This window comes from Yoonia sp. KMU-150, from assembly GCF_056858355.1.
On record NZ_JBXEQF010000002.1, the window covers coordinates 11,863 to 32,559 of the forward strand.

A 20,697-nucleotide genomic window follows, 5' to 3' on the forward strand; every position below is an offset into this window, starting at 1 on the left:
TTTCTTGGCTTGGACAGGCGGGCGAGGCGGCGTAAAGATGTCATGACTGCGCATAATTCAGGATGCCCGACGTGACAATTCCTCCTCGCCGCCCTTTGACGCTTCGCGATGTATCGGAGGCATCGGGCGTGAGCGAGATGACCGTAAGCCGGGTATTGCGCAACAAGGGCGATGTCAGTGCGGCGACCCGCTCGAAGGTGCAGGATGCGGCCAAGCGCCTGGGTTATGTGCCCAACAAGATCGCGGGTGCGCTGGCATCGAGCCGGGTCAATCTGGTTGCAGTGATCATTCCGTCGCTGGGCAACATGGTGTTTCCAGAAGTGCTGGCTGGCGTGTCGGAGGTTCTTGAAGACACCGATCTGCAACCGGTGGTCGGGGTGACCGACTATTTGCCTGAGAAGGAAGAGAAAGTCCTTTTCGAAATGCTGTCCTGGCGGCCCTCCGGTGTGATCATCGCGGGGCTGGAACATTCGGAAGCGGCGATGGCGATGCTGCAGCAGGCCGGAATTCCGGTCGTCGAGATCATGGATGTCGACGGTGTCGCGGTCGATTCCTGCGTCGGAATATCGCATCGCCGCGCCGGGCGCATGATGGCGGAAAAGATCATCGACGCAGGCTATCGGCGTATCGGCTTCATGGGTACGAAAATGCCGCTCGATCACCGCGCGCGCAAGCGGTTCGAAGGCTTCACCCGGACGCTGGCCAAGGCGGGAATAGAGATTGCGGACCAGCAATTCTATTCCGGCGGCTCCGCCTTGGCCAAGGGGCGCGAGTTGACAGCTGTGATGCTGGACCGGACGCCGGACATAGATTTTCTCTATTATTCCAACGATATGATCGGTGCCGGGGGGCTTCTCTATCTTCTGGAGAAGGGGGTCGATGTGCCGGGCCAGATCGGTCTGGCCGGATTCAACGGTGTGGAACTGCTCGATGGCCTGCCGATGCAACTGGCAACCATGGATGCCTGCCGCCGCGAGATCGGGCAGCAGGCTGCCCGCATTGTTGCGGATCACTATGCACCCGATGCAAATCGCGCCGCGCAACGGGTCGAGCTGGAACCGAAAATTGCACTAGGCGATACGCTGATCCGCGACTAATCGAGGTCGAGCGCCGCCAGTTTGGCCGTTTGTCGCGCAATAAGCCGGTTGACCTCGTCTGCGGTTGCGGCGTCGATCCCGCCTCCGGGTTTGCGCACCGTCGGGTAAGCGATGGCCCCACGTTGGGCCAGCACGTGCTTGCGCACGCCAAGGCCCAGCCCGGGCTGGCTTTCGTATCGGACCAGCGGCAAGTAGCAATCGAAAATATTCTGCGCTCGCGATACGTCACCGGCATTATGTGCGGAGACGACACGCGCCATCATTTCGGGATAGGCAAACCCTGTCATGGCGCCGTCGGCGCCACGCGCCATTTCCTCTGGCAGGAACTGCCCACCATTGCCGCAGAGGATCGAAATGCGACGACCGCCCCCTTCGGACGCGGCGCGCAACGCACTGATCTTGGCCAGTCCGGGCCAGTCCTCGTGCTTGAGCATGACGCAGGTCGGCAGGTCTTCGACAATCTTGATGATGACCTTGGCCGGGATCGTCACCGTCGTCACCAAAGGAAAGTCCTGCAGCACAAAGGGGGTGTTTCCCAACGTCTCGGCCGTCGCGTGGTAGTAGGAGAGAATCTGGTCATCGCTGCGCAGGTTGCCGGGCGGGGCCACCATTACACCGGCTGCGCCAGTGTCCATGGCTGCGTCCGCTAGCGCCTGCATTGCCGCAAATCCGGGGGCCGATACGCCGACGATAATGGGCAGGTCCGTACGCGCAACGACCCGCGCGATGACGGCGCGGGATTCCTCTGCCGACAGTTTTCCAGCCTCGCCCATAATCCCGAGGATGGTCAGCCCTGTGCAGCCCTTTTCAACATAGAAATCTACCATGCTGTCGACGCTGTTCAGATCGAGGCTGCCGTCCGGCAGAAAGGGTGTGCAGGCGATTGTGAAGACGCCTTTGGCAGTTTCATCCAGCATAAGCATGTCCTTTGACGCTATGTGATTGCCCCAGCGCGATCCGGCAAAGCGCCATGCCGACGGCGGCCTGACAGGGTTCGACGACCGGAATACGAAGGGCATGTTCCAGCGGGGCGCGATATTGCGCCATCCCGGCGCATCCCATGATCAGCACTTCCGCGCCGTCGTCATCACGCAGTACGGTTCCCGTTTCCACCATTTCATCCAGCGTGCCGTCACCGGAAAGCGCGGTCACGCCCAGACCCAACGCGCGTTCGCCGACGATCCGGGACGACACACCCATCGCACCAAAGGCCCGCATGTGGCGGGGGATCGACGCGGGTTTGATCGCGATTACCCCGATACGCTGCCCCAGTGTCATCGCGGTCATCATGGCCGCCTCCTGAATGCCCAAAACCGGCAGGTCCGTGGCATCGCGCAAGGCGTGCAGGCCAGGATCGCTGAAACAGGCGATGACATAGCCAAGGGCGCTCTCCTTTTCCCGCGCAGCGAGATCGAGCATCGGAGTGATCGTGCGATCCGCCTGTTCCTGCGTTTCGATCCCCGGTGGCCCTTCGGCCAACGTCAGACACCGGATGGGAATTCCAAACCTGTGCAGCGGCTTCAGCGCCGCGGCGATCCCGTCAGTCACCGCCTGAGTAGAATTCGGATTGATGACGATCAGTGCCTTGTCCATCAGTCCATGCCCGGTTCGAAATCGTGGCGCGTGCTGGTCTGGATTTCGATCTGATATCCTTCCGGGTCGTTGAAGACGAATGCGCGGATGCCGATTTCGTCGTTCACGAAAAGCTCCGACAGGCCATCGAGCGCCTGATCCTGTGCATAGGCATACCAATCGTCCACGTCCGGCACCCGGAGGCACACCTGAACCGGGCGCGTCTCGGCCCATTTGTTCATGCCGCGGCTTTCATCTACCAGTCCGATGTGTGCGCCCGGGCACAGGCGGTAGATCTTGCACCAGCCCTGGTCGATGGCGAGCCGCAGTCCCAGTATATCTTCATAGAACCGCATCGCGGTTTGCAGGTCGCGGTAGTAGAGAAACGTGATCGCTAGGCTTGCGGTATTGTCCGGGCGTCGGGTCATATGGGCCATCCTGTCTGCGTGCGGGTCAGCCATTGCCCCTGACCGGGCGTAGCGCTGCATGTGCCATCTCTCACGATCACCTCGCCGCGTAGAATTACCGTCTCGGGCCAACCTGTCACGGTCGTTCCTTTCCAGGGGTTATAGCCGACATTGTCGTGCAAATCGTCCGCCGCGTAGGTATGTGATTTTTCCGCGTTCCACAGCACAAGGTCGGCGTCGCAACCAACCGCGACCCGCCCCTTGGCGGTCAGCCCGTAAAGCTCTGCCGCCGCGGTCGCGGTCAGGCGGGCAAAGCGCACCAGATCGCCGCGCCCTTGGTTTACTATCGCATCGAAGAGCAGCGGCAAACGGGTTTCCAGACCCGGCAGACCGTTTGCAATACTCTGAAAGGGCGGGTTTGGACCGGCGGACAGTTTCCCGGTTTCATCGAAGCGATAGGGCGCATGGTCAGATGACACCATGTCCAGCGTGCCGTCCGCCAACCCTTGCCACAGCGCCTCCTGATCCTGCGTTGTGCGTTGTGGTGGTGAACACATCCATTTCGCGCCGGTCACACCGGGTTGGTCGAGTACCTCGTCGGTCATCCGCAAATAGTGGGTGCAGGTTTCAGCCCTGACCGGAACACCGCGGGCTCGTGCGGCACGCACGATCTCGACGCCTTCGGCGGTGGAAACATGGAAGATCATTACCGGCTGATCGAGGTATTCCGCGAAATGGCAAATTCGTGAAATCGCCTCTACCTCGGCCATGCGCGGGTGGGACGCGGCGTGGTACTTCGGTGCCGTGTTGCCCTGCGCGATCAGGTCTGCCTTTGCGGATGCAATCATCGCGTCGTTTTCCGCGTGCACGCAGACAACGGCACCGGCCGCCTTGGCCTGCGACATCACCGACAGGATAGCGGCGTCATCCAACATGATATTGTAGGTCGTGAAAATCTTGATCGACCGGTGCCCGGCGGCGATCAACGCGTCAACGTCTGCGGCGAATTCCGGCACCTTGGGGTCGCTGACGATCAAGTGGAAGGCGTGGTCGATCATCGCGCCGCGCTTCGCACGGGCGGCATAGTCCGCGACGGTGTCTCTCAGGCGTTCGCCCTTGGCCTGCGCTGCAAAGGAAATCACCGTCGTCGTGCCGCCAATCGCAGCGGACCGGGTCGCCGTTTCGAAGGTATCGGCGTTCATCAGGCCCATGCCCGACATCTGTTCGATATGGGCGTGCGGATCAATGCCGCCGGGCATCAAGATCAGCCCGGTGGAGTCAATCGTTTCGCGGGCCGCGTCCGCCATCGCACCGACACCGGCGATTTTACCGTTGGAGACAGCCACATCGCCCGCGATGACGCCATCGGGCGTGACGACAGTGCCACCGGTGATCAGCAAGTCATACATGAGGCAATCTTGGCCCCGGCACCGACCCGAATGCAAGGGTCGCCTGTGGTCTAGACCATGCGGATCACGTCCTTGTCGATGGCCAGCATATAGCCCTTGCGCGCGATGTTCTTGACCAGCAGTTCGCTGACCATCTGGTTGCCCAAAGTATCGCGCAGGCGCTTGATCCGGGTTGCCCCTGCCGCCTCGTCGCAATCGGCGGCATCGCGTCCTGAAATCACCCCTTCGATCTCTGCGCCCGACATCACTTCGTCGTCCATGCGCGCCTCGGCCAGAACCGAGAGCGTTTCCATCGCGGCCTCGGTGAGCTTGAATTCGAAGTTGTTGAGATAGACAGCCTTCTGGTCGCGGCTGATCATCAGCGAATTGACCTCGATTCCCTTGCGCTCGATCTGCCCCATACGACGGTTCAGCGCGATCAGCATCACCAGGAACGCGACGGCAGCAATGAGCATGGCAGTCGCAAAGACGAGCAGCACGAAGATCACGAACCGATAGGACGACAGCGTGTCGGAAAACGCGGTGCCCGACTGCGCGAGGATCTCAAGCAACTTGATCTCGGCATTGCCGGTCAGCGTGTCGTTGGCGATGAAAAGCTGCTCGACCCGCGCGTTGAACGCGTTGGCGTCCGGCAGGTTGATGAACAGCAGGACTGCGGCCACGGCCAGAATCAGCACGATGGCCGCGATCCCGGCGACGACGATGCGGTTACCCGTCTGGCGGGCCTCAATAGCGGAGGTAGAACTCACCGGCGCTTGTCCTTCTTTGGTCCAGTCCTGCGTCATCGAAGACGCCAAGCACATTCAGCAACTGCCAGCCACCGCCTGCAAGACGGTCCGACAGTTGCGCCTGCGCGTTGGCGACGGTGCAGTCGCCGTTGATCTGTGCCACACCATAGTGCAGGCGCAGCGGATCGTCCTGTTTGGCTTTGTAGTCGGCATAACAGGCCGCCTGCGCGGCACCGGTCATGGCGATCAGGGCCAATAGTGTGAAGGTAAGCTGTCTCATGCAGAACCCATGGCGCGGCGGTGAACGGTTAGTCAATATCATGCCAGTCTAGCCTGCCCGCAATCCCATAGCCATCCCCGGATATTGAGCGGCAGGTACTCTCATCCCCATCCTCCTTTCACAGGCGTCGCCCTTTGGCGCAGCAATCGGAAAGGACCGGACCCATGTTCAAGACACTATTGGCAGGCGCGACCGCGCTGTCGCTTTCAATCGCCCCGGCACCGGTCATGGCCGACCGCATGTCGGACCGTGAAATCGGGCAGTTGATATTTGGCCTTGTTGCCGCAGGGATCGTGGCCAAGATCATCAGCGACCAGACCGATCGCGCGGCACCAGCGCGGGCACCTGACCTGTCCAGGCCGCCACGCGAAGTGCCGGGCCTGCGACCCCAGCAACCGACGGGCCGCGCACAAATCACGCAGCCGCGCCATATTCTGCCGGAAAGTTGCCTGCGCACACATGATACGCAGCGTGGCGCGCAACGCATCTTCGGCGCACGCTGTCTGGAACGACGTTATGATCATGCGCGCAGCCTGCCGGACCAGTGCTTCATCCGGTTGCGCACCTACGACGGCCCGCGCAATGGCTATGCGCCCGGGTGCCTGCGTGATTTCGGATATCAGATAGGTCACCGGACCCACTGATATCACAAGGCCGGACGCAGTCTGTTGCGCGAATCCGGGTTGAAAGGCAGGCCCGGCTCTGGTCACTGGAGATATGACCAAGACCGCGCCCGTTTTTTCATTCGAGTCGGAAGCCATCGCCAACGGCTATCTTCGGATTGCGGGTGTCGACGAGGTCGGGCGCGGGCCACTGGCCGGCCCGGTGGTCGCGGCAGCGGTCGTGTTGGATCCGGACGCCATTCCGGATGGATTGAACGACAGCAAACAACTTTCCCCGTGTCGGCGCGACGTCCTGTTTGCGGTTTTGAGTGAAACCGCGGATGTGTCGATTGCCCAAGCATCGGTCGAAGAAATCGAACAGCACAATATCCTGCGCGCATCCCATATCGCGATGGTCCGCGCACTGGCCGGGCTTTCACGTCCCGCCGATTTTGCATTGATCGACGGCAACATGGTGCCGCGCGGGCTGAACATCCCCGCGCGCACCCTGGTCAAGGGCGACACCCGTTCCCAGAGCATTGCGGCGGCTTCAATTGTGGCGAAAGTTTGGCGCGACCGTCTGATGGTGGCGTTGGCGCAACAACATCCGGGCTACGGCTGGGAGCGAAATGCAGGATATCCGACGCCCGAACACAAGGCGGGACTCAAAAGCCACGGTATAACTCAACATCATCGGCGTAACTTTGCACCCGTCCACAATATCTTGTGGCAAGAAAAAAACCTAAAGCGCTGATTCATTAAAGTTATTTACTCTGAATCGGGGCTGACTCACATTGTTCTCAACCAACGAGCGGAACAATCCGTCGCGGACAGAGGCAAGTGATGACGACAAAAGCGAAGACCCCGAAAGAGGGGCAGGAGGCGGCGACGCTTCCCCTGAACACGATCCTTGACGGCGATTGCATCGACCGGATGAACAGCCTTCCCGCAGGCTCCGTCGACCTGATTTTCGCCGACCCGCCCTATAATCTGCAGCTGAAGGGTGACCTGCACCGCCCCGACAATTCCAAAGTCGATGCCGTCGACGATGCCTGGGACCAGTTCGACAGCTTCAAGGTTTACGACAAGTTCACCCGCGACTGGCTTGCCGCCGCCCGCCGTCTGCTGAAACCGAATGGCGCGATCTGGGTCATCGGTAGCTACCATAACGTGTTCCGCATGGGCGCAGAATTGCAGAACCAGGGATTCTGGATCCTGAACGACGTGGTTTGGCGCAAATCCAACCCGATGCCGAATTTCCGCGGCAAGCGGCTGACGAACGCCCACGAAACCCTGATCTGGGCCAGCAAGGAAGAGGCCAGCAAATACACCTTCAACTACGAGGCGCTGAAGGCACTGAACGAAGGGGTGCAAATGCGATCCGATTGGGTCTTGCCGATCTGCACCGGGCATGAGCGGCTGAAGAATGACGACGGCGACAAGGCGCATCCGACGCAGAAACCGCAGTCATTGCTGCACCGCGTGCTGGTTGCCACGACAAACCCCGGCGACGTCGTCCTCGACCCGTTCTTCGGCACGGGCACGACGGGTGCCGTCGCCAAGATGCTGGGCCGTGATTTTATAGGGATCGAACGCGAGGCAGCCTATCGCAAGGTCGCCGAGAAACGCATCGCGAATACCCGCAAGTTCGACAAGGAAGCGCTGGAGGTCTCGACCTCGAAGCGGGCCGAACCCCGGGTTGCGTTTGGCGTGCTTGTCGAGCGCGGCATGCTGCGCCCGGGAGAGGAGCTTTGGTCGATGAACGGGCGTCACAAAGCGCGGGTGCGCGCCGACGGCACGTTGATCGGGGCCGATATCAAGGGCTCGATCCATCAGGTCGGTGCCGCCTGCGAAGGCGCGCCAAGCTGCAACGGATGGACCTATTGGCAATTCAAACGCGACGGCCAGAAAGTCCCGATCGATCTGTTACGTCAGCAGGTCCGCTCTGAAATGGCAAAGCACCACTGACACAGGAATACCGCCGGTGCAGACGGCCCGCCTCCCCCGACAGAGTGGGAGATCCGTCAGCACTAACTTCACCCCGCACTTCGGTGCGGGGTTTTTTCGTTTGTGCGCGTTCCGATCGAGGGCTAGGCTTTCGGCATGAGAAATTTGTTCATTCCAGTGCTTCTGCTTCTTGCCACACCGGCCACCGCGCAAAGCACCGCCGAGGCGCAGCTTGCACGGGACACGCTGGCCCAACTGCAATCGCGATCTTTTGCCGAGAACCGCGAATTTTGCGGCTATATCCTGATCGGTTCAGATGGCGCGATGAAGATTTCCGCCATCCACGCAGGCGACGAAAGCTCTTGCACCGGGCCAGAAGAAGGCCCGAATGAGATCACCATCGCGTCGTTCCACACACACGGGGCATTTGAATATGACACGCCGGCAGAGTTCCCGTCAGCCGGTGACATGGAAGGCGACGAGGCTGAGGGTATCGACGGCTATGTCGCTACGCCGGGTGGGCGTCTGTGGTACATCGACAGCAGCGATATGGTCGCAAGCCAGTTGTGCGGCGTCGGATGCCTGCCACAAGACCCGAACTTCGTCGCCGGTCTGGATGGCAATATCGCCGTCAGCTACCGGTACGAGGAACTGCTGGCGATCGAGAGCGAATAGCACTCAGCGCGGCAGCGGGTTCGTCCCGGTCTTGTAGGGCTGCCAGTCGGTGATCTCGGGATAGTATCTTTCTCGCCACGCCTGCACGCGCGGGTTCATCACGCGCCGCCAATGGCGCGGTGACAGCGCCACCATCGTCATGACCGGATAACCATAGGGCAACTGCGGCGCTTCGTCGTCGCTGTAGGTCTGCAAAAGTGGAAAGCGGCGGTCAGGCTTGTAGTGGTGATCCGAATGGCGCTGCAGGTTGATCAGGAGCCAGTTCGATGCCTTCTGCGCGGCGTTCCAGGAATGGCGCGGCAGGACGTGTTCGTATTTCCCGTCGCCCAGATGTTTGCGGGTCAGGCCATAGTGTTCGATGTAGTTGACCAGTTCCAGTTGGAAGATCGCGGAAAACGCCTGCACACCGAACAGAAACAGCCCCCACCACCCGCCGATCAGGACTGACAGCAGCAGAAACACGGCCTGCAGCGCCCAATACCGGAAGAACGGGTTTTTCAAATCGGTACAGGGTTTGCCCTTGCGCGCGAGCATCGCTTTCTCTGCAGTGAAAGCTGAAAGCCAGCATTGCCGCAGAACACGCGGAAAGAACCGCCAGAAATGTTCGTTGTAACGCGCAGTTACAGGGTCTTTGGGCGTCGCGACATAGCGATGATGGACCAGCAGGTGTTCCGACCTGAAGTGCGAATAGAGCACCGAAGCCAAAAGAATATCGGCCAGCCAGCGTTCGACCTTCGGTTTCTGGTGCATCAGCTCGTGGCTGTAGTTGATCCCCACGGTGCCCGAAATAATGCCTAGACCTGCGAACAGCAGCCACTCCTCGATCCAGTGCAGATGCTCGGTTTGCACGACATACCACATAATTCCGAACACCGTGACGATCTGGACCGGCGCCCAGATGAGGGTGATTGCGCGATACCAGCGCAGATCGTCGTCGGGGGTTTGCGGGTCGGCGTTGTCGGTATTCAGCCCGGTAAAGAAATCAAGGACCGAAAATAGATACCAGGTCGCAATCGGCAGAAGCAGCAACGCCAGCCCACCGTAAACGGCCGCAATCCAGGCGACAGGCACAAGGCCCAGCGTCATCCAGAACGGAAGCGCCGCAGTGAATTTCCTAAGTTTCGGGGCAGGGATCGCTGTCATGGACGAAAGATACACATTTCGTGCTTACCGCTCAATCGTGGCGTAGCGTCGCAACAAGGTCATAGACCTTGCGCATGGCTGTCGGGAGTGATGAAGGGTCAAATGTGGATGATGGCACGAAGCCCCCCCGATGCGGTTTCGAGGTCACGGGCAGGGTCGTCGTCAGCACGGCAAGCCGCAGATGGAAGTGGGTGAAGGTGTGTCGCGCCTCGAGCCCGGTCTCGGTCCATGTCGCATCGACCGGAGGGTCGGGGGCGGGTTCGTCCGACCATTCCGACGTCGGAAAGGCGAGCATCCCGCCCAAAAGGCCCGACGCGGGACGTGTTTCCAGAAGCCATTCCCCGGCAGTGGTCCGCGCGACATAGACAAATCCGCGGCGCACCGGGACTTTCTTCTTCGGTGTTTTCTTCGGCAACTCCGTTGCGGAACCAGCGATCCGGGCCTGACAAGGCTCGCGCCAAGGACAGATACCGCAGGCGGGAGATTTTGGCGTGCAGATCGTGGCGCCAAGGTCCATCACGGCCTGCGCATAGTCACCGGGTCGTCGGTTGGGTGTCAGATCAGCGGCAAGCGCCATGAGCGTAGGCTTTGCTGCAGGCAAGGGCGTGCGCACATCGTGCAACCGCGCCATCACGCGCTCGACGTTGCCATCGAGAACCGTCGCAGGCGTGTCAAAGGCAATCGCGGAGATCGCGGCGGCGGTATAGGGGCCGATTCCCGGCAGGCTCAGCAACGTATCGTAATCGTCTGGGAACCGTCCGCCGTGGTCCGAAACGACGACGCGGGCGCATTTCAACAGATTGCGCGCCCGGGCATAATAGCCCAGACCGGCCCATGCGGCCATGACATCGGCGTCTTCGGCTGCGGCCAATGCCGTGACCGTGGGCCAGCGTGCTGTGAATTTCCGAAAATAATCCCGGACCGCCGCGACCGTCGTCTGTTGCAGCATCACCTCTGACATCCAGATGAAATAGGGATCGGGCACTACGCCTTCGGCACGATCCGCCGGTGCGACTCGCCACGGCATAACGCGCGCGTGCCGGTCGTACCAGTCGAGCAGATCATGAGCGAGATCACGCACTGTTTATGTTTCCTTTCCAAATCGGTCTGGCTTGGCGGCAGGCGCGGCTTACAATAGATAGGGATGATGAAACAGACACGCCATCGCAACTCGACGACCCATGGGTTTTCGCAGGCTTCCGGCCTGATGCAATCGCGGATTCGCAAGGCCAGCGAAAGCCGCGGCTTTGCCGTCACGCGGCTCTTGACCCACTGGGCCGAGATCGTGGGCGAGCGGACGGCCGGTGTCGCCACACCGGTCAACGTCAGCTATGGGCGCGGCGGTATGAGTGCTACGTTGACCGTACTGACGACGGGGGCAAACGCGCCCATGATCGAAATGGAAAAGCAGAAAATCTGCGACAAAGTGAATGCCTGCTACGGTTACCGCGCCATCGCCCGGATCCGCATTACGCAAACCGCCCCGGTCGGGTTTGCCGAAGGGCGGGTCGCTTTCGCGGCGGCCCCAAAACCTGAAACAAGGCCGAACGCAAAGGCTCAGGCTGCCTCTGCGGCGCTCGCCGAAAGTGTGACCAGCCCCGAACTCAAAGCGGCACTTGCGCGATTGGGTGCGCATGTGCTGTCGAAAAACAACTCGTGAAATCAAAAGGTATCTTTATGGATCGCAGAACTCTTCTCCTCACCGGCGCTGCCGCATTTACGCTGGGCACCGCACCCCGGCTGACGCTGGCACAGGCCGCGGACAATGAATTCGGGATCGCCGACATGGTTCTGGGCGACGCTGACGCGCCGGTAGAATTGATCGAATACGCCTCCTACACCTGCCCGCACTGCGCCCGTTTTCACGCCGACGTCTATCCGCAACTCAAGGTGGACTACATCGACAGCGGGAAGGTGCGGTTCGTCTATCGCGAAGTCTATTTCGACCGGTTCGGGCTTTGGGCGTCGATGATCGCGCGGTGCGGCGGTGACGCGAAATTCTTTGGCATCACGGACCTGATTTACGAAAAACAACGTGAATGGACCGCATCCGGTGATCCCGCCAAGATCGCTGACGAGCTGCGCAAGATCGGCCTCATGGCGGGGCTGGACGGCGAGACGCTCGACGCTTGCATGGCGGACGGCGAAATGGCCCAGAACCTTGTGGACTGGTATCGCGCCAATGCAGAGCGGGACGATATCTCTTCGACACCCAGCTTCCTGATCGACGGTCAGAAATATTCCAACATGGCCTATGCGGAAATGCAGTCTATTCTGGATGATAAGCTGGGCGCCTAACGCGCCGCAATCTGCTGGAGAGCCGTATCGACCGGCCCCCAGCTATCGACCTTCAATCGAACCGGCACGGTAATCACCTTGGCACGAAATCCTTCGGGCAGGCGGACAGCGTCTTTCTCGGTGGTCACCAGTTGCGCGTTGCGGGCGCGTGCCTCGGCCTCAAGACGTCTCATCAGCGCCGGTGTCAGCGGCTGATGGTCGCTCAATGCCTCTGCATGGATCAGCTCGACCCCAAGCTCGCGTAACGTCGCAAAGAATTTTTCTGGATGGCCGATTCCGGCAAAGGCCAACACGCGCATCCCGCGCCATGGCATCCCGGTTTCGAGCGGAACAAGCGCGCCGGTGATCCGTGAGATTGTCGTTGGCCAGGCGTTTGCGAACTGTTTTTGCGCCGCGTTATCCCCGATCGACAATACGATTTCGGCCCGGCGTAGACCTGCCGCGACAGGCTCGCGCAGTGGTCCCGCGGGTATCACCCTGCCGTTGCCGAACCCGCGCTCGGCATCGACTACGACGATCGACACATCCTTGGCTACCGCAGGGTTCTGAAATCCGTCGTCCAGCACGATGATGTCAGCCCCCGCCGCCTCTGCCATCATTACCCCTGCAGCGCGATCCTTGGCAACCCAGGTCGGTGCGAAGCTCGACAAGAGCAGGGGTTCGTCGCCGGTTTCCGCGGCGCTGTGCCTGCGGTCATCGACTTGGACGGGCCCCGCCAAGCTGCCACCATATCCGCGTGTAACGAAATGAGGGTTATAGCCCCCGTCAGAAAGGTGCTGGGCCAGTGCAATGGCTGTCGGCGTTTTGCCGGTCCCACCGATATTGATATTCCCGATGCAAATGACAGGCACTGCACTGCGATAGGACGGCGGTTTGCCGACGCGCCACGCCGTTGTCTTGCCATAGAGCGCGGCCACCGGGGCAAGCAGATGCGCCTGCCAGCCGGGCGACGCGACCGGGTTGGACCAGAATCGCGGTGGGCGCATGGTTATCCTCCGTCCTGGTCCAGGCGTCGCACGATAAGATCCGCTATGCGCTGCGTGACGTCCGCCCCGCGCGTAGTCACGTCCCACGCCGCATGCGCCATTTGCGCGGCTTTGTCGGCAGAGAGCAGTTGTTCCACTGCGACGCCCAGCGTATCGGCAGATTGCACGGCCAGACATGCGCCAGCGGCGTCAAGCTGTGTAATCGCGCTGACGTGTTCGGCCACCTGCGGCCCATAAAGCACTGCAGAACCGAGCGATGCAGGTTCGTACGGGTGCCGTCCCGGCCCGTCTCGCAATGTCAGCCCCAGATACGTGATCGGAGCCACTCGATACCACAGGCCCAGGTCCTCACCGCCGGGTACGACGAGTATCTGCGTGGCGTCGCCCACTTGATCACCAGCGACACGGTCAGAGACGGTGAACCCTTCGGAGCGCAAGCTATCGGTCATCGCTGTCGTGTGAGTCGCGTCGCGCAGGGCAACGATCAGCAGTAGCCGATGGGACCGGCGACAGGCCTGCCGATGCGCTGCCGCCAGCAATTCGCACTCTTCAGGCCCGGTTTCTGCCGCCAGCCAGACCGGCCTCGTGTTCAGGATCCGGGCAAATTCCGCGCGCTCGTCCTCGTCATACGGCAGGATGGGCGGCGGTGAATCGATCTCGCCAACCGTCACGACAATGTCGTCAGCGGCGCCAGCTTGCAGGACTGCAACCGCAGCCTCTTGCGACGTCGTGATGATCCTGTCGCACAGCGCCAGAACCGCTTTGCCCAGCCCAGGGATCCAGGGGCGCGTCGGGGCGAGGGTGGCGTCCGGTCCGATCTCCATAAGCAGGATCGGAAGGCCCGCATCTTTGACCGCCGAAAGAATCAAGGGGTCGGGCATGTCGCCCAATCCGATCACCATCACCGGCCGGAAATGGTCGAGCATCGCTCCGACGCCGGCGCGCCCGGTCGGTGTCGACACGGAGCCGGACGGGCCACTGCAGACGATGGTGACAGGGTCGCCTTCCGCACGGATCGCCAACTCGAGACTTTGCGCCTTGCGCACCATGTCCGGCCCGCTGCAGACCGCCCAGATGACGATACCGTCCGGGCGCTTTAGCTTTGGCAGACTGTCAGGGGCGGTCTTTTCCGACCCGCGCAGGGCCAGATATGCCGACAGCGGCAGGGACCGCGCCATGGGGCGTGCTTTCCCTAGGTTCCCAGCTCTTCGGTCGGGGATGCAGCGGTTTTTTCGTCACGCAAGCGGTGAATATGCGCGATGAAGTAGCGCGTATGCGCATTGTCTACCGTGCGCTGGGCGGCACCTTTCCATGCATTGTAGGCGCTGTTGTAGTCCGGAAACATGCCGACGATATCAATGGCGTCGACGTCCTTGAACGCATTCTTCGTCGGGTCAACAAGCTCTCCGCCAAAGACGAGGTGCAGGCGCTGTGTCATATCAGATTCCTTGGGTCAGGTGATTTGCCACACACTATGCCGCCTGCATCCGCGCCTCAAGGCTGCTGTCAGCGCACCCGTTCCGCCACGATACCGCCCTTGATGGGTTCCTGTGCACCGCCGTTTACCTTGACCGACCCGGTCACAGTCGCCTCGAAGGCTTGCGCGTTGCGACCCAGCACATCGCCCTGCACCTGCCCGCTGACGGCATAATCGCGATTGAAACGATCCGTCAGTGTTCCGCGCAGTCCGGCGACGGCCTGGTTCTGCCCGGAACCCGGCCAGTCGTCGAACGTGCCGCGAAACAACTCAAGCTCGCCGTCGACATTACGGTTGAACCGGTCGACAAAGTTGTCGGCCTGTCCGCGGATGGTGTCGCGAGAAAGATCCACATCGACACGCACATCGCCGATCACGTCCTGTCGTGGCCCCAGCGTCGTGTTGAGAAGCCCGTCATAGGACAGCTGGCTACGAAACGGCAGATCGCGGCTGTCGGTTTCCTGCAGGGTGGCAAAGTCGTTGAGCAACCCGACCCGATCTGCCTCGCGCCGGGTAAAGCTGTCGCGTGGCGGTGGCGGCGGTGGCGTGTAAATCTGATCCGTCGTACGCAAGGTAGGCCCACAGGCTGCCGTCCCAAGGCAAAGCAACAGGAAGATGGCTGAAAATCGCATAAGTTTTCCTTTCGATGGCAGCAGGCTTGCAGCGCCCGTTCGTCATCGAAAAGAAGTGGTTACCGGCGTGCTATGCAATATCAGCAGCCAGGGCACGCTGCAAAGAGGTGTGGATGCCGCCTGCGGCGACAAGTCCGTTCAGTTTTGGGTGGCGATTGTTGAAAACGGGCGATGCGCCATCACGCGTGGTCACCGTCCCGCCGGCCTCCGTCACGATCAGCGCGCCCGCGGCGACGTCCCACTCCCACGTCGGGCGCAGCGTCAGCATGCTGTCAAAGCGGCCCTGCGCGACGAGACACAGGCGAAACGCGAGCGACGATCTGAAGTGGCGGTCCACCGGCGGAACCGCACCGCCAGACCAGTGCTTTGCGTCAAGGTTCCATTTGTTGGCAAGCACTGTCGCATTCTTCAATTCGGTGGTGTGAGAAACCTGGATCGGGTTGCCGTTCAGCGTGGCACCTTCACCTTTGGTCGCAGCGAACATCAGATCCCTCAGCGGGAGATACACCACCCCCGCCATGACCTCGCCGCCGCGGACGACGGCCAGCGCATGCGCCCAGTCCTTGGATTTCTGGATAAAGGCCCGCGTGCCGTCGATCGGGTCGACGATGAACAGCCGTTCTGCGGTCAGTCGCCGGGCGTCGTCATCGCTTTCTTCCGATAACCAGCCATAGTTCGGGCGTGCGACTTGCAAGTCAGCGGCCAATTGTGCGTTCACGGCAAGATCGGCTTCGGTTACGGGTCCGGCATCGTCGGGTTTGTCCCAGACGCGTGGGGTCGCTCCGAAATGCCGCATGGCAATCTCGCCCGCCGACCGGGCCGCGCGGATCAGCAGCGCGAGGTCAGTCTCCGGCAAGGGTGAGCCCTTCGACCAGCAGCGACGGGACGACTTTGCTGAGATACGGACGGGCGTCGTTCGCGGGGGTAATCCGCATCAGCATCTCACGCAGGTTGCCTGCCACGGTGCATTCGTTCACCGGATAGGCGATTTCCCCGTTTTCGACCCAGAAACCGGACGCGCCGCGTGAATAATCGCCGGTATTGGGGTTCACGGTCGATCCGATCAGAGACGTGATCAGCAGTCCGGTCCCCATGTCTGCAAGAAGCTCCGCCCGGGATTTGTCGCCCTGGGTCAAGGCAAGGTTGGTCAGGCTGGGATTGGGTCCGGAGGAGGTGCCGCGCACGGCGCTTGCGGTACTGTCCATGCCCAGCTTGCGCCCGGTCGAAAGATCGAGCGTCCAGTGCTTCAGCACACCCGATTCGACGATGGCGCGGCGTGCGGTCGGCAAGCCCTCTGCATCGAACATCCGCGAGGAAAAGGCACGCGGGCGGCGAGGATCCTCGATCAGCGATATGCCGTCCGGCAGGATCGCGCTTTCCAGATCGTCGCGCAACCAGCTGGCACCGCGCGCGATGGCGCGGCCGTTGATCGCGGCGACCAGGTGACCGATCAGGCTGGACGCAATCCGTTCATCGTAAAGCACCGGATAGCTGCCGGTCTTGGGCTTGCGCGCGCCATGGCGGGCAGCGGCCCGTTCGGCGGCAAGCCGACCGACGTCTTCCGGTGTCCGCAGGTCCGCGCGGTAGATGCGACTGTCAAAGTCGTAGTCGCGTTCCATTCCGGCGCCGCTGCCCGCAATCGCAACGCAGGACAAACTGTTGTCGGTGCGCATATAGCCGCCGGAAAATCCGTTGCTGGCGGTAAGATGTATCCGCCGCCGCCCATATCCGGCAGAGGCAGATTGTACCTGTGTCACGCCCGGATGCGCCAAAGCCGTGGCCTCGGCATTGCGTGCGGCCTCTTGCAATGCCGCGGGGTCAGGTTCCGATGCCGGATCGAACATATCAAGCTGCGAACAGTCGGTATCCTGCGCCAGTTGTGCGGGATCGGCCAGACCGGCATAGGGATCGGACGGTGCTTCGCGAGCCATCGTGACAGCCCGCTCCGCCATCGTGCGCAGTGTCGTCTCGCGCGCGTCGGATGCCGAAACAATCGCACTGCGCTGCCCGACAAAGACCCGGACCCCGATGTCGATTCCCTCGGACCGTTCGGCATGTTCAAGAGCGCCGCCGCGCACGTCGATCGACACCGATGTGCCATCTACCGCAATCGCGTCGGCGCTGTCGGCCCCGGCCCGTTGGGCGAGGTCGATCATGCTGTGTGTCAGGTCTGAAAGCGATGGGGTCATGCGGTGTCCTTTGATGTGACCATCAGGTAGGCTACCGCACGCCCTATCTCAAGCCCGGGTGTCAGCGGATACGCTGACCGTTGACGCTCATGTGGCCTTCTTCGTTGAATTCCACGCTTGTCTCGAAGCTGTCGTCGCCGGTGGACCGGGCAAAGAAGCCCATACCCATCCGCGCCCCTGTCGCGTCGTCTTCGCTCAGCAGACCAATCGCGACCAGACGGTCCAACAGGGCGTTGGCGCCCGAAACAGCGACGAATGCGTCGCCTTCGGGCCGGGGCACGCCGTCGTAGGTAGCAAGATCAGTGTTGTCGAACGTGAGTTGCGACGATCCGTCCAGCGTCGCACCGATGGCGGAGATCGCCAGCGTGCTGACATTGAGCGACTCGAGGCTGAAGGGCGGCATGGGGCGGTCAAATTTGCTTTCAAGCGCCATCACGTCGAACAGATCGACTTCCGTGATCGTGGTGCCTTCCATGTTGAGCGCAAAGTTTGCCGGATCGCGGGGCAATTCCTGGCCCGGGTCGAATAGCGACCAGATCTGGTCACTGATCGTCAAGCCGTCGAAGACCATGTCGAACGAGAACTCCTGCGGGTCAGGGCTGGCAACCAGCGGGAACGCATAACCTGCTTCAAGCCCGGCCATTTCGATCTCGATCGGGAATGGCATGAGGTCGGCCTGCGTGATGGCCAGCACAAGGTTGATTGCATCGACATGCAGATCGAGCCCGGCGTCTGAGATCGAAACGCTGGCATTGGTCGGGCCCGCGCTCGAAAGCTGATCGGACAGCACCTGACCGTCGATGACCGAGGTGTTCTGACTGACAGTGCTTTCGGTCTCGGTGCTGTAGGCCAGCAACATGCCCGCTTTCAGTGCTGGTGTCAGGTTCAGAATATCCGTACCGCCGGGCACCAGCGCCGTTTCGAACTCGGTGATGCTTGTCCCGTAGGCCGCGGTCGAGGTGATGGAAAATCCATCGGGCGTGGAAATGTCGTAATCCACCGTCAGCGGCGCGACTGTCGAGGTGCCGACATAATTGACAAGCTCGCCCATAGTCACGGTCGATGTGGCGGTGTAGCCCTCGCCCGACGCCATCATCTTGACGGAAACCTCGTCAGCGCCGTCAAACGCCAGATCGGACAGCGTCACGGTGAACGCGCCGGCGCGGTAGTCATAGACCATTTCGTCGGGTGTGCCGGTGACGGTGCCGGAAAATCCGTCCTGTGCGACGTTCAGCGTGGCCGATACCGGTGCCTCGCCCGCGATGTTGGCGGTGATCGTCATGTCATAGTCGCCGATATCGTCGAGCGTTACAGAGCCATCGCCTGCGTCGGTCATCTGAATCGACGGCAGGGTCAGCGTGAACGAACCGACACCCATCGGAAGATTGTATGTGATCTGTCCGTTGTCGACCGTCGTGGTGTCACCGCTGGTGGACAGATCGCCGGTCAGGGTTCCGCCGGTCGCGGCATAAAACGCCTGCGTGTTGGCCCAAACGTCGGCACTGGTGACATCCGCAAGCGCGGGCACCGCAAAGGCGGCGATGAATGTGGAACTCAAAAGATAACGGCGCAGCATGGCAAACCCCTGTTTTGGAAATAAAAAAGGCGGACAGGCTGACCTGTCCGCCCCTGTTTCGACATGATCTTACTGCAGGCGCTGGCCATTGGCCAGAACGTGACCCTGCTCATTGATCTCAAGTTTCGATTCAAGCTGATCGTCGCCGACGGACCGTGCGAACATACCCATCATCATACGCCCCATCATCGCCTGATCTTCGGGCAGCAATCCCATGCCGACCAGATTGTCGATCACCGCGTTGGCTCCATTGATGGACAGGTTCACCTCGCCCATCGGGCGGGGCAGACCGTCGAACGTCTCAAGATCGCTGTTGTCAAAGGTAAAGGCTCCGTTGCCCTCGATCATCGCGCCGATTGCGGCGATCTTCAGCGTTTCAAGCGTCAGGGAGTTCAGCTCTCCGGGAATATCGCTGCGGGCCGCGGCCTCCATCTGCTCGGGATCGAGCAGGTCGAAGAACAACTTTGCCGTGCCGACCAGATCAAACTGGATCGTAGCGGGATCGCGCGGCAGTGTGCCGCTTGGATCCGCCATCATCCAGATTTCGTCATTGACGGCAAAGTCCGACAACACAACATTGGCCCCGAATTCCGCAGGCTCGTCGGTCGCTTCCAGCGGCATGTAGAACCCGACACCGTATTCCGTCGCCGACACGCTGATCGGGAACGGCAGCTGGTTCGACTGGATCGCCACGTCGATGTCCTTGGTCCCGACACGGTAGGACACTTCGGAGCTTTCAAGCGACGCGCGCAATCCGCCCTCGCCCATCGTGACGGTGCCTGCGGCCTGTTCGCCGTCGACATTGAAATCGAAGAGGTAGCTTGCGGAGGCAAATTCGTATCCGCCGCCAAACCCAAGACCGTCGACAAACGCCGTTTCGGGCGCGTCATAGTCCATGCCGTCGGGCAGGAAGGCCCCGAAGCGGGACTCGAAGTTGCTGATCTTGCCGCTGCCGACGATATAGCCGTCGCCACCAGGCTCCTGGATGTCGACCAGCAGGTCGATGCTGTTGGCGTTCATGCGATAACCGGTTTCCTTGCCACCATCTTCCACTGCCGAACCAAAGCTGCCGGCAACGCCGTTTGCGGTCAGAACCATATCGCCCTCGACGTCCTCGATGCTGTCGATCCGGATACCGTAGCTATCGACGGTCAGGTCATAGGTCATGTTGTCAGCCTCGCCGCTGACGGTCATGTCCATGCCATTCTGGAAGACGGTCATTTCGACGGGGGTGCCTTCGAGGTCGAGCGTGATCGGGTAGCTTTCATCCATCGTCACGCTGACCGTGCCGTCGCCGTTCTCCGTGAAAACGAGCGATCCGAGATTGGCTTCGACCGAACTGTATTCGTCACTCATCGAAAGCGTCATGTCGGTGACCGTGACAGTCCCGTCCGCGATGTCCTCCGATCCGACCGTCACTCCGTTTTCGCCATAGACAGCGAGGCTTTCCTGCCAGTTGGCCCAGACCTCTTGCGCGGTAACATCGGCAACGGCGGCCGTGCCGGTCATCAAAGCGACGATGCTGACTGCACCCTTGAGTGTGTGAAATCCATTCATTCCATTATCCTTTCGATTCAAACCCGCGCTACGATCCCCCGCCAGCCAAGTAGGGTCAAGGTCGGGTTTTCTGGACCTTATCGCCCCAGTCGGGCAGAAATGCCCCAGAACTTCATCAAAGG

At 61.1% G+C, this 20,697-nt stretch carries 23 protein-coding genes; 7 read left to right on the forward strand and 16 right to left on the reverse strand.

The features are described 5' to 3' along the window. The first annotated feature begins 62 nt into the window (after nucleotides 1–62). Complete coding sequence (locus AC04PH_RS12815; protein ID WP_483066208.1) at nucleotides 63–1,097, forward strand: LacI family DNA-binding transcriptional regulator; 1,035 nt, start codon at nucleotides 63–65, stop codon at nucleotides 1,095–1,097. On the opposite strand, the gene AC04PH_RS12820 is transcribed toward AC04PH_RS12815, so the two are convergent. Genes AC04PH_RS12820 through AC04PH_RS12845 form a run of 6 tightly spaced genes read right to left on the reverse strand, consistent with a single transcriptional unit; the run spans nucleotide 1,094 to nucleotide 5,493 of the window. After that, on the reverse strand, nucleotides 1,094–2,014 hold the full coding sequence (locus tag AC04PH_RS12820; protein WP_483066209.1) for a dihydrodipicolinate synthase family protein: 921 nt from the start codon (nucleotides 2,012–2,014) through the stop codon (nucleotides 1,094–1,096). The genes AC04PH_RS12815 and AC04PH_RS12820 overlap by 4 nt on opposite strands. Continuing rightward, a complete protein-coding gene (locus tag AC04PH_RS12825; protein WP_483066210.1) occupies nucleotides 2,004–2,690 on the reverse strand; it encodes an aspartate/glutamate racemase family protein in 687 nt (228 codons plus the stop codon). Before AC04PH_RS12825 ends, AC04PH_RS12820 begins: the two co-directional genes overlap by 11 nt. After that, nucleotides 2,690–3,097, reverse strand: coding sequence for a VOC family protein (locus AC04PH_RS12830; protein WP_483066211.1), 408 nt, complete (start codon nucleotides 3,095–3,097; stop codon nucleotides 2,690–2,692). Before AC04PH_RS12830 ends, AC04PH_RS12825 begins: the two co-directional genes overlap by 1 nt. After that, entirely contained in the window at nucleotides 3,094–4,485 is a 1,392-nt protein-coding gene (gene hydA, locus AC04PH_RS12835; RefSeq protein WP_483066212.1) for a dihydropyrimidinase, read from the reverse strand. Before hydA ends, AC04PH_RS12830 begins: the two co-directional genes overlap by 4 nt. 50 nt (nucleotides 4,486–4,535) lie before the next feature. Then, nucleotides 4,536–5,234 (reverse strand): winged helix-turn-helix domain-containing protein, encoded by a 699-nt coding sequence (locus AC04PH_RS12840; protein ID WP_483066213.1) that lies wholly within the window; start codon nucleotides 5,232–5,234, stop codon nucleotides 4,536–4,538. Further along, on the reverse strand, nucleotides 5,212–5,493 hold the full coding sequence (locus tag AC04PH_RS12845; protein WP_483066214.1) for a hypothetical protein: 282 nt from the start codon (nucleotides 5,491–5,493) through the stop codon (nucleotides 5,212–5,214). The genes AC04PH_RS12840 and AC04PH_RS12845 overlap by 23 nt, the downstream gene beginning before the upstream one ends. Nucleotides 5,494–5,657: 164 nt before the next feature. On the opposite strand from AC04PH_RS12845, the gene AC04PH_RS12850 reads away from it, so the two are divergent. The 4 genes from AC04PH_RS12850 to AC04PH_RS12865 all read left to right on the forward strand — a co-directional run bounded on the left by AC04PH_RS12850 (nucleotide 5,658) and on the right by AC04PH_RS12865 (nucleotide 8,717). After that, the gene (locus AC04PH_RS12850) at nucleotides 5,658–6,137 is read left to right on the forward strand and encodes a hypothetical protein (RefSeq protein ID WP_483066215.1); all 480 of its coding nucleotides are present in this window, start codon (nucleotides 5,658–5,660) and stop codon (nucleotides 6,135–6,137) included. A gap of 73 nt (nucleotides 6,138–6,210) precedes the next feature. After that, nucleotides 6,211–6,849, forward strand: a complete 639-nt coding sequence (locus AC04PH_RS12855) for a ribonuclease HII (protein ID WP_483066216.1) — start codon at nucleotides 6,211–6,213, stop codon at nucleotides 6,847–6,849. 89 nt (nucleotides 6,850–6,938) lie between these two features. Further along, nucleotides 6,939–8,063 carry a DNA methyltransferase gene (locus AC04PH_RS12860; RefSeq protein ID WP_483066217.1) on the forward strand — a complete coding sequence of 375 codons (1,125 nt, stop codon included), beginning with the start codon at nucleotides 6,939–6,941 and terminating at the stop codon, nucleotides 8,061–8,063. Between the two features lie 135 nt (nucleotides 8,064–8,198). Then, nucleotides 8,199–8,717, forward strand: coding sequence for a DUF4329 domain-containing protein (locus tag AC04PH_RS12865; RefSeq protein WP_483066218.1), 519 nt, complete (start codon nucleotides 8,199–8,201; stop codon nucleotides 8,715–8,717). A 3-nt stretch (nucleotides 8,718–8,720) separates the two neighbouring features. On the opposite strand, the gene AC04PH_RS12870 is transcribed toward AC04PH_RS12865, so the two are convergent. Both AC04PH_RS12870 and AC04PH_RS12875 read right to left on the reverse strand, forming a co-directional pair. Next, entirely contained in the window at nucleotides 8,721–9,860 is a 1,140-nt protein-coding gene (locus AC04PH_RS12870) for an alkane 1-monooxygenase (RefSeq protein ID WP_483066219.1), read from the reverse strand. Nucleotides 9,861–9,891: 31 nt separating this feature from the next. Continuing rightward, nucleotides 9,892–10,887, reverse strand: coding sequence for an A/G-specific adenine glycosylase (locus AC04PH_RS12875; protein ID WP_483066912.1), 996 nt, complete (start codon nucleotides 10,885–10,887; stop codon nucleotides 9,892–9,894). Nucleotides 10,888–11,007: 120 nt separating this feature from the next. On the opposite strand from AC04PH_RS12875, the gene AC04PH_RS12880 reads away from it, so the two are divergent. After that, nucleotides 11,008–11,520 carry a DUF721 domain-containing protein gene (locus AC04PH_RS12880; protein ID WP_483066220.1) on the forward strand — a complete coding sequence of 171 codons (513 nt, stop codon included), beginning with the start codon at nucleotides 11,008–11,010 and terminating at the stop codon, nucleotides 11,518–11,520. A 17-nt stretch (nucleotides 11,521–11,537) separates the two neighbouring features. Next, a complete protein-coding gene (locus AC04PH_RS12885) occupies nucleotides 11,538–12,158 on the forward strand; it encodes a DsbA family protein (protein ID WP_483066221.1) in 621 nt (206 codons plus the stop codon). Here AC04PH_RS12885 and lpxK read toward each other — a convergent pair. From lpxK to AC04PH_RS12925, 8 genes are all read right to left on the reverse strand, one after another. After that, nucleotides 12,155–13,144: a tetraacyldisaccharide 4'-kinase gene (lpxK, locus tag AC04PH_RS12890; protein ID WP_483066222.1), complete on the reverse strand. Its 990-nt coding sequence runs from the start codon at nucleotides 13,142–13,144 to the stop codon at nucleotides 12,155–12,157. The genes AC04PH_RS12885 and lpxK overlap by 4 nt on opposite strands. Before the next feature lie 2 nt (nucleotides 13,145–13,146). Then, complete coding sequence (locus AC04PH_RS12895; RefSeq protein WP_483066223.1) at nucleotides 13,147–14,322, reverse strand: 3-deoxy-D-manno-octulosonic acid transferase; 1,176 nt, start codon at nucleotides 14,320–14,322, stop codon at nucleotides 13,147–13,149. Nucleotides 14,323–14,336: 14 nt separating this feature from the next. Continuing rightward, the gene (locus AC04PH_RS12900; protein ID WP_483066224.1) at nucleotides 14,337–14,582 is read right to left on the reverse strand and encodes a DUF4170 domain-containing protein; all 246 of its coding nucleotides are present in this window, start codon (nucleotides 14,580–14,582) and stop codon (nucleotides 14,337–14,339) included. A 68-nt stretch (nucleotides 14,583–14,650) separates the two neighbouring features. Continuing rightward, a complete protein-coding gene (locus tag AC04PH_RS12905) occupies nucleotides 14,651–15,253 on the reverse strand; it encodes a hypothetical protein (protein ID WP_483066225.1) in 603 nt (200 codons plus the stop codon). A gap of 70 nt (nucleotides 15,254–15,323) precedes the next feature. Beyond that, nucleotides 15,324–16,109: a 3'(2'),5'-bisphosphate nucleotidase CysQ gene (locus AC04PH_RS12910; protein ID WP_483066226.1), complete on the reverse strand. Its 786-nt coding sequence runs from the start codon at nucleotides 16,107–16,109 to the stop codon at nucleotides 15,324–15,326. Beyond that, on the reverse strand, nucleotides 16,096–17,442 hold the full coding sequence (locus tag AC04PH_RS12915) for a TldD/PmbA family protein (protein WP_483066227.1): 1,347 nt from the start codon (nucleotides 17,440–17,442) through the stop codon (nucleotides 16,096–16,098). The genes AC04PH_RS12910 and AC04PH_RS12915 overlap by 14 nt, the downstream gene beginning before the upstream one ends. Before the next feature lie 61 nt (nucleotides 17,443–17,503). Beyond that, the gene (locus AC04PH_RS12920; RefSeq protein WP_483066228.1) at nucleotides 17,504–19,018 is read right to left on the reverse strand and encodes a hypothetical protein; all 1,515 of its coding nucleotides are present in this window, start codon (nucleotides 19,016–19,018) and stop codon (nucleotides 17,504–17,506) included. Nucleotides 19,019–19,087: 69 nt separating this feature from the next. Then, complete coding sequence (locus AC04PH_RS12925; RefSeq protein WP_483066229.1) at nucleotides 19,088–20,575, reverse strand: DUF2125 domain-containing protein; 1,488 nt, start codon at nucleotides 20,573–20,575, stop codon at nucleotides 19,088–19,090. Between the last annotated feature and the right edge of the window lie 122 nt (nucleotides 20,576–20,697).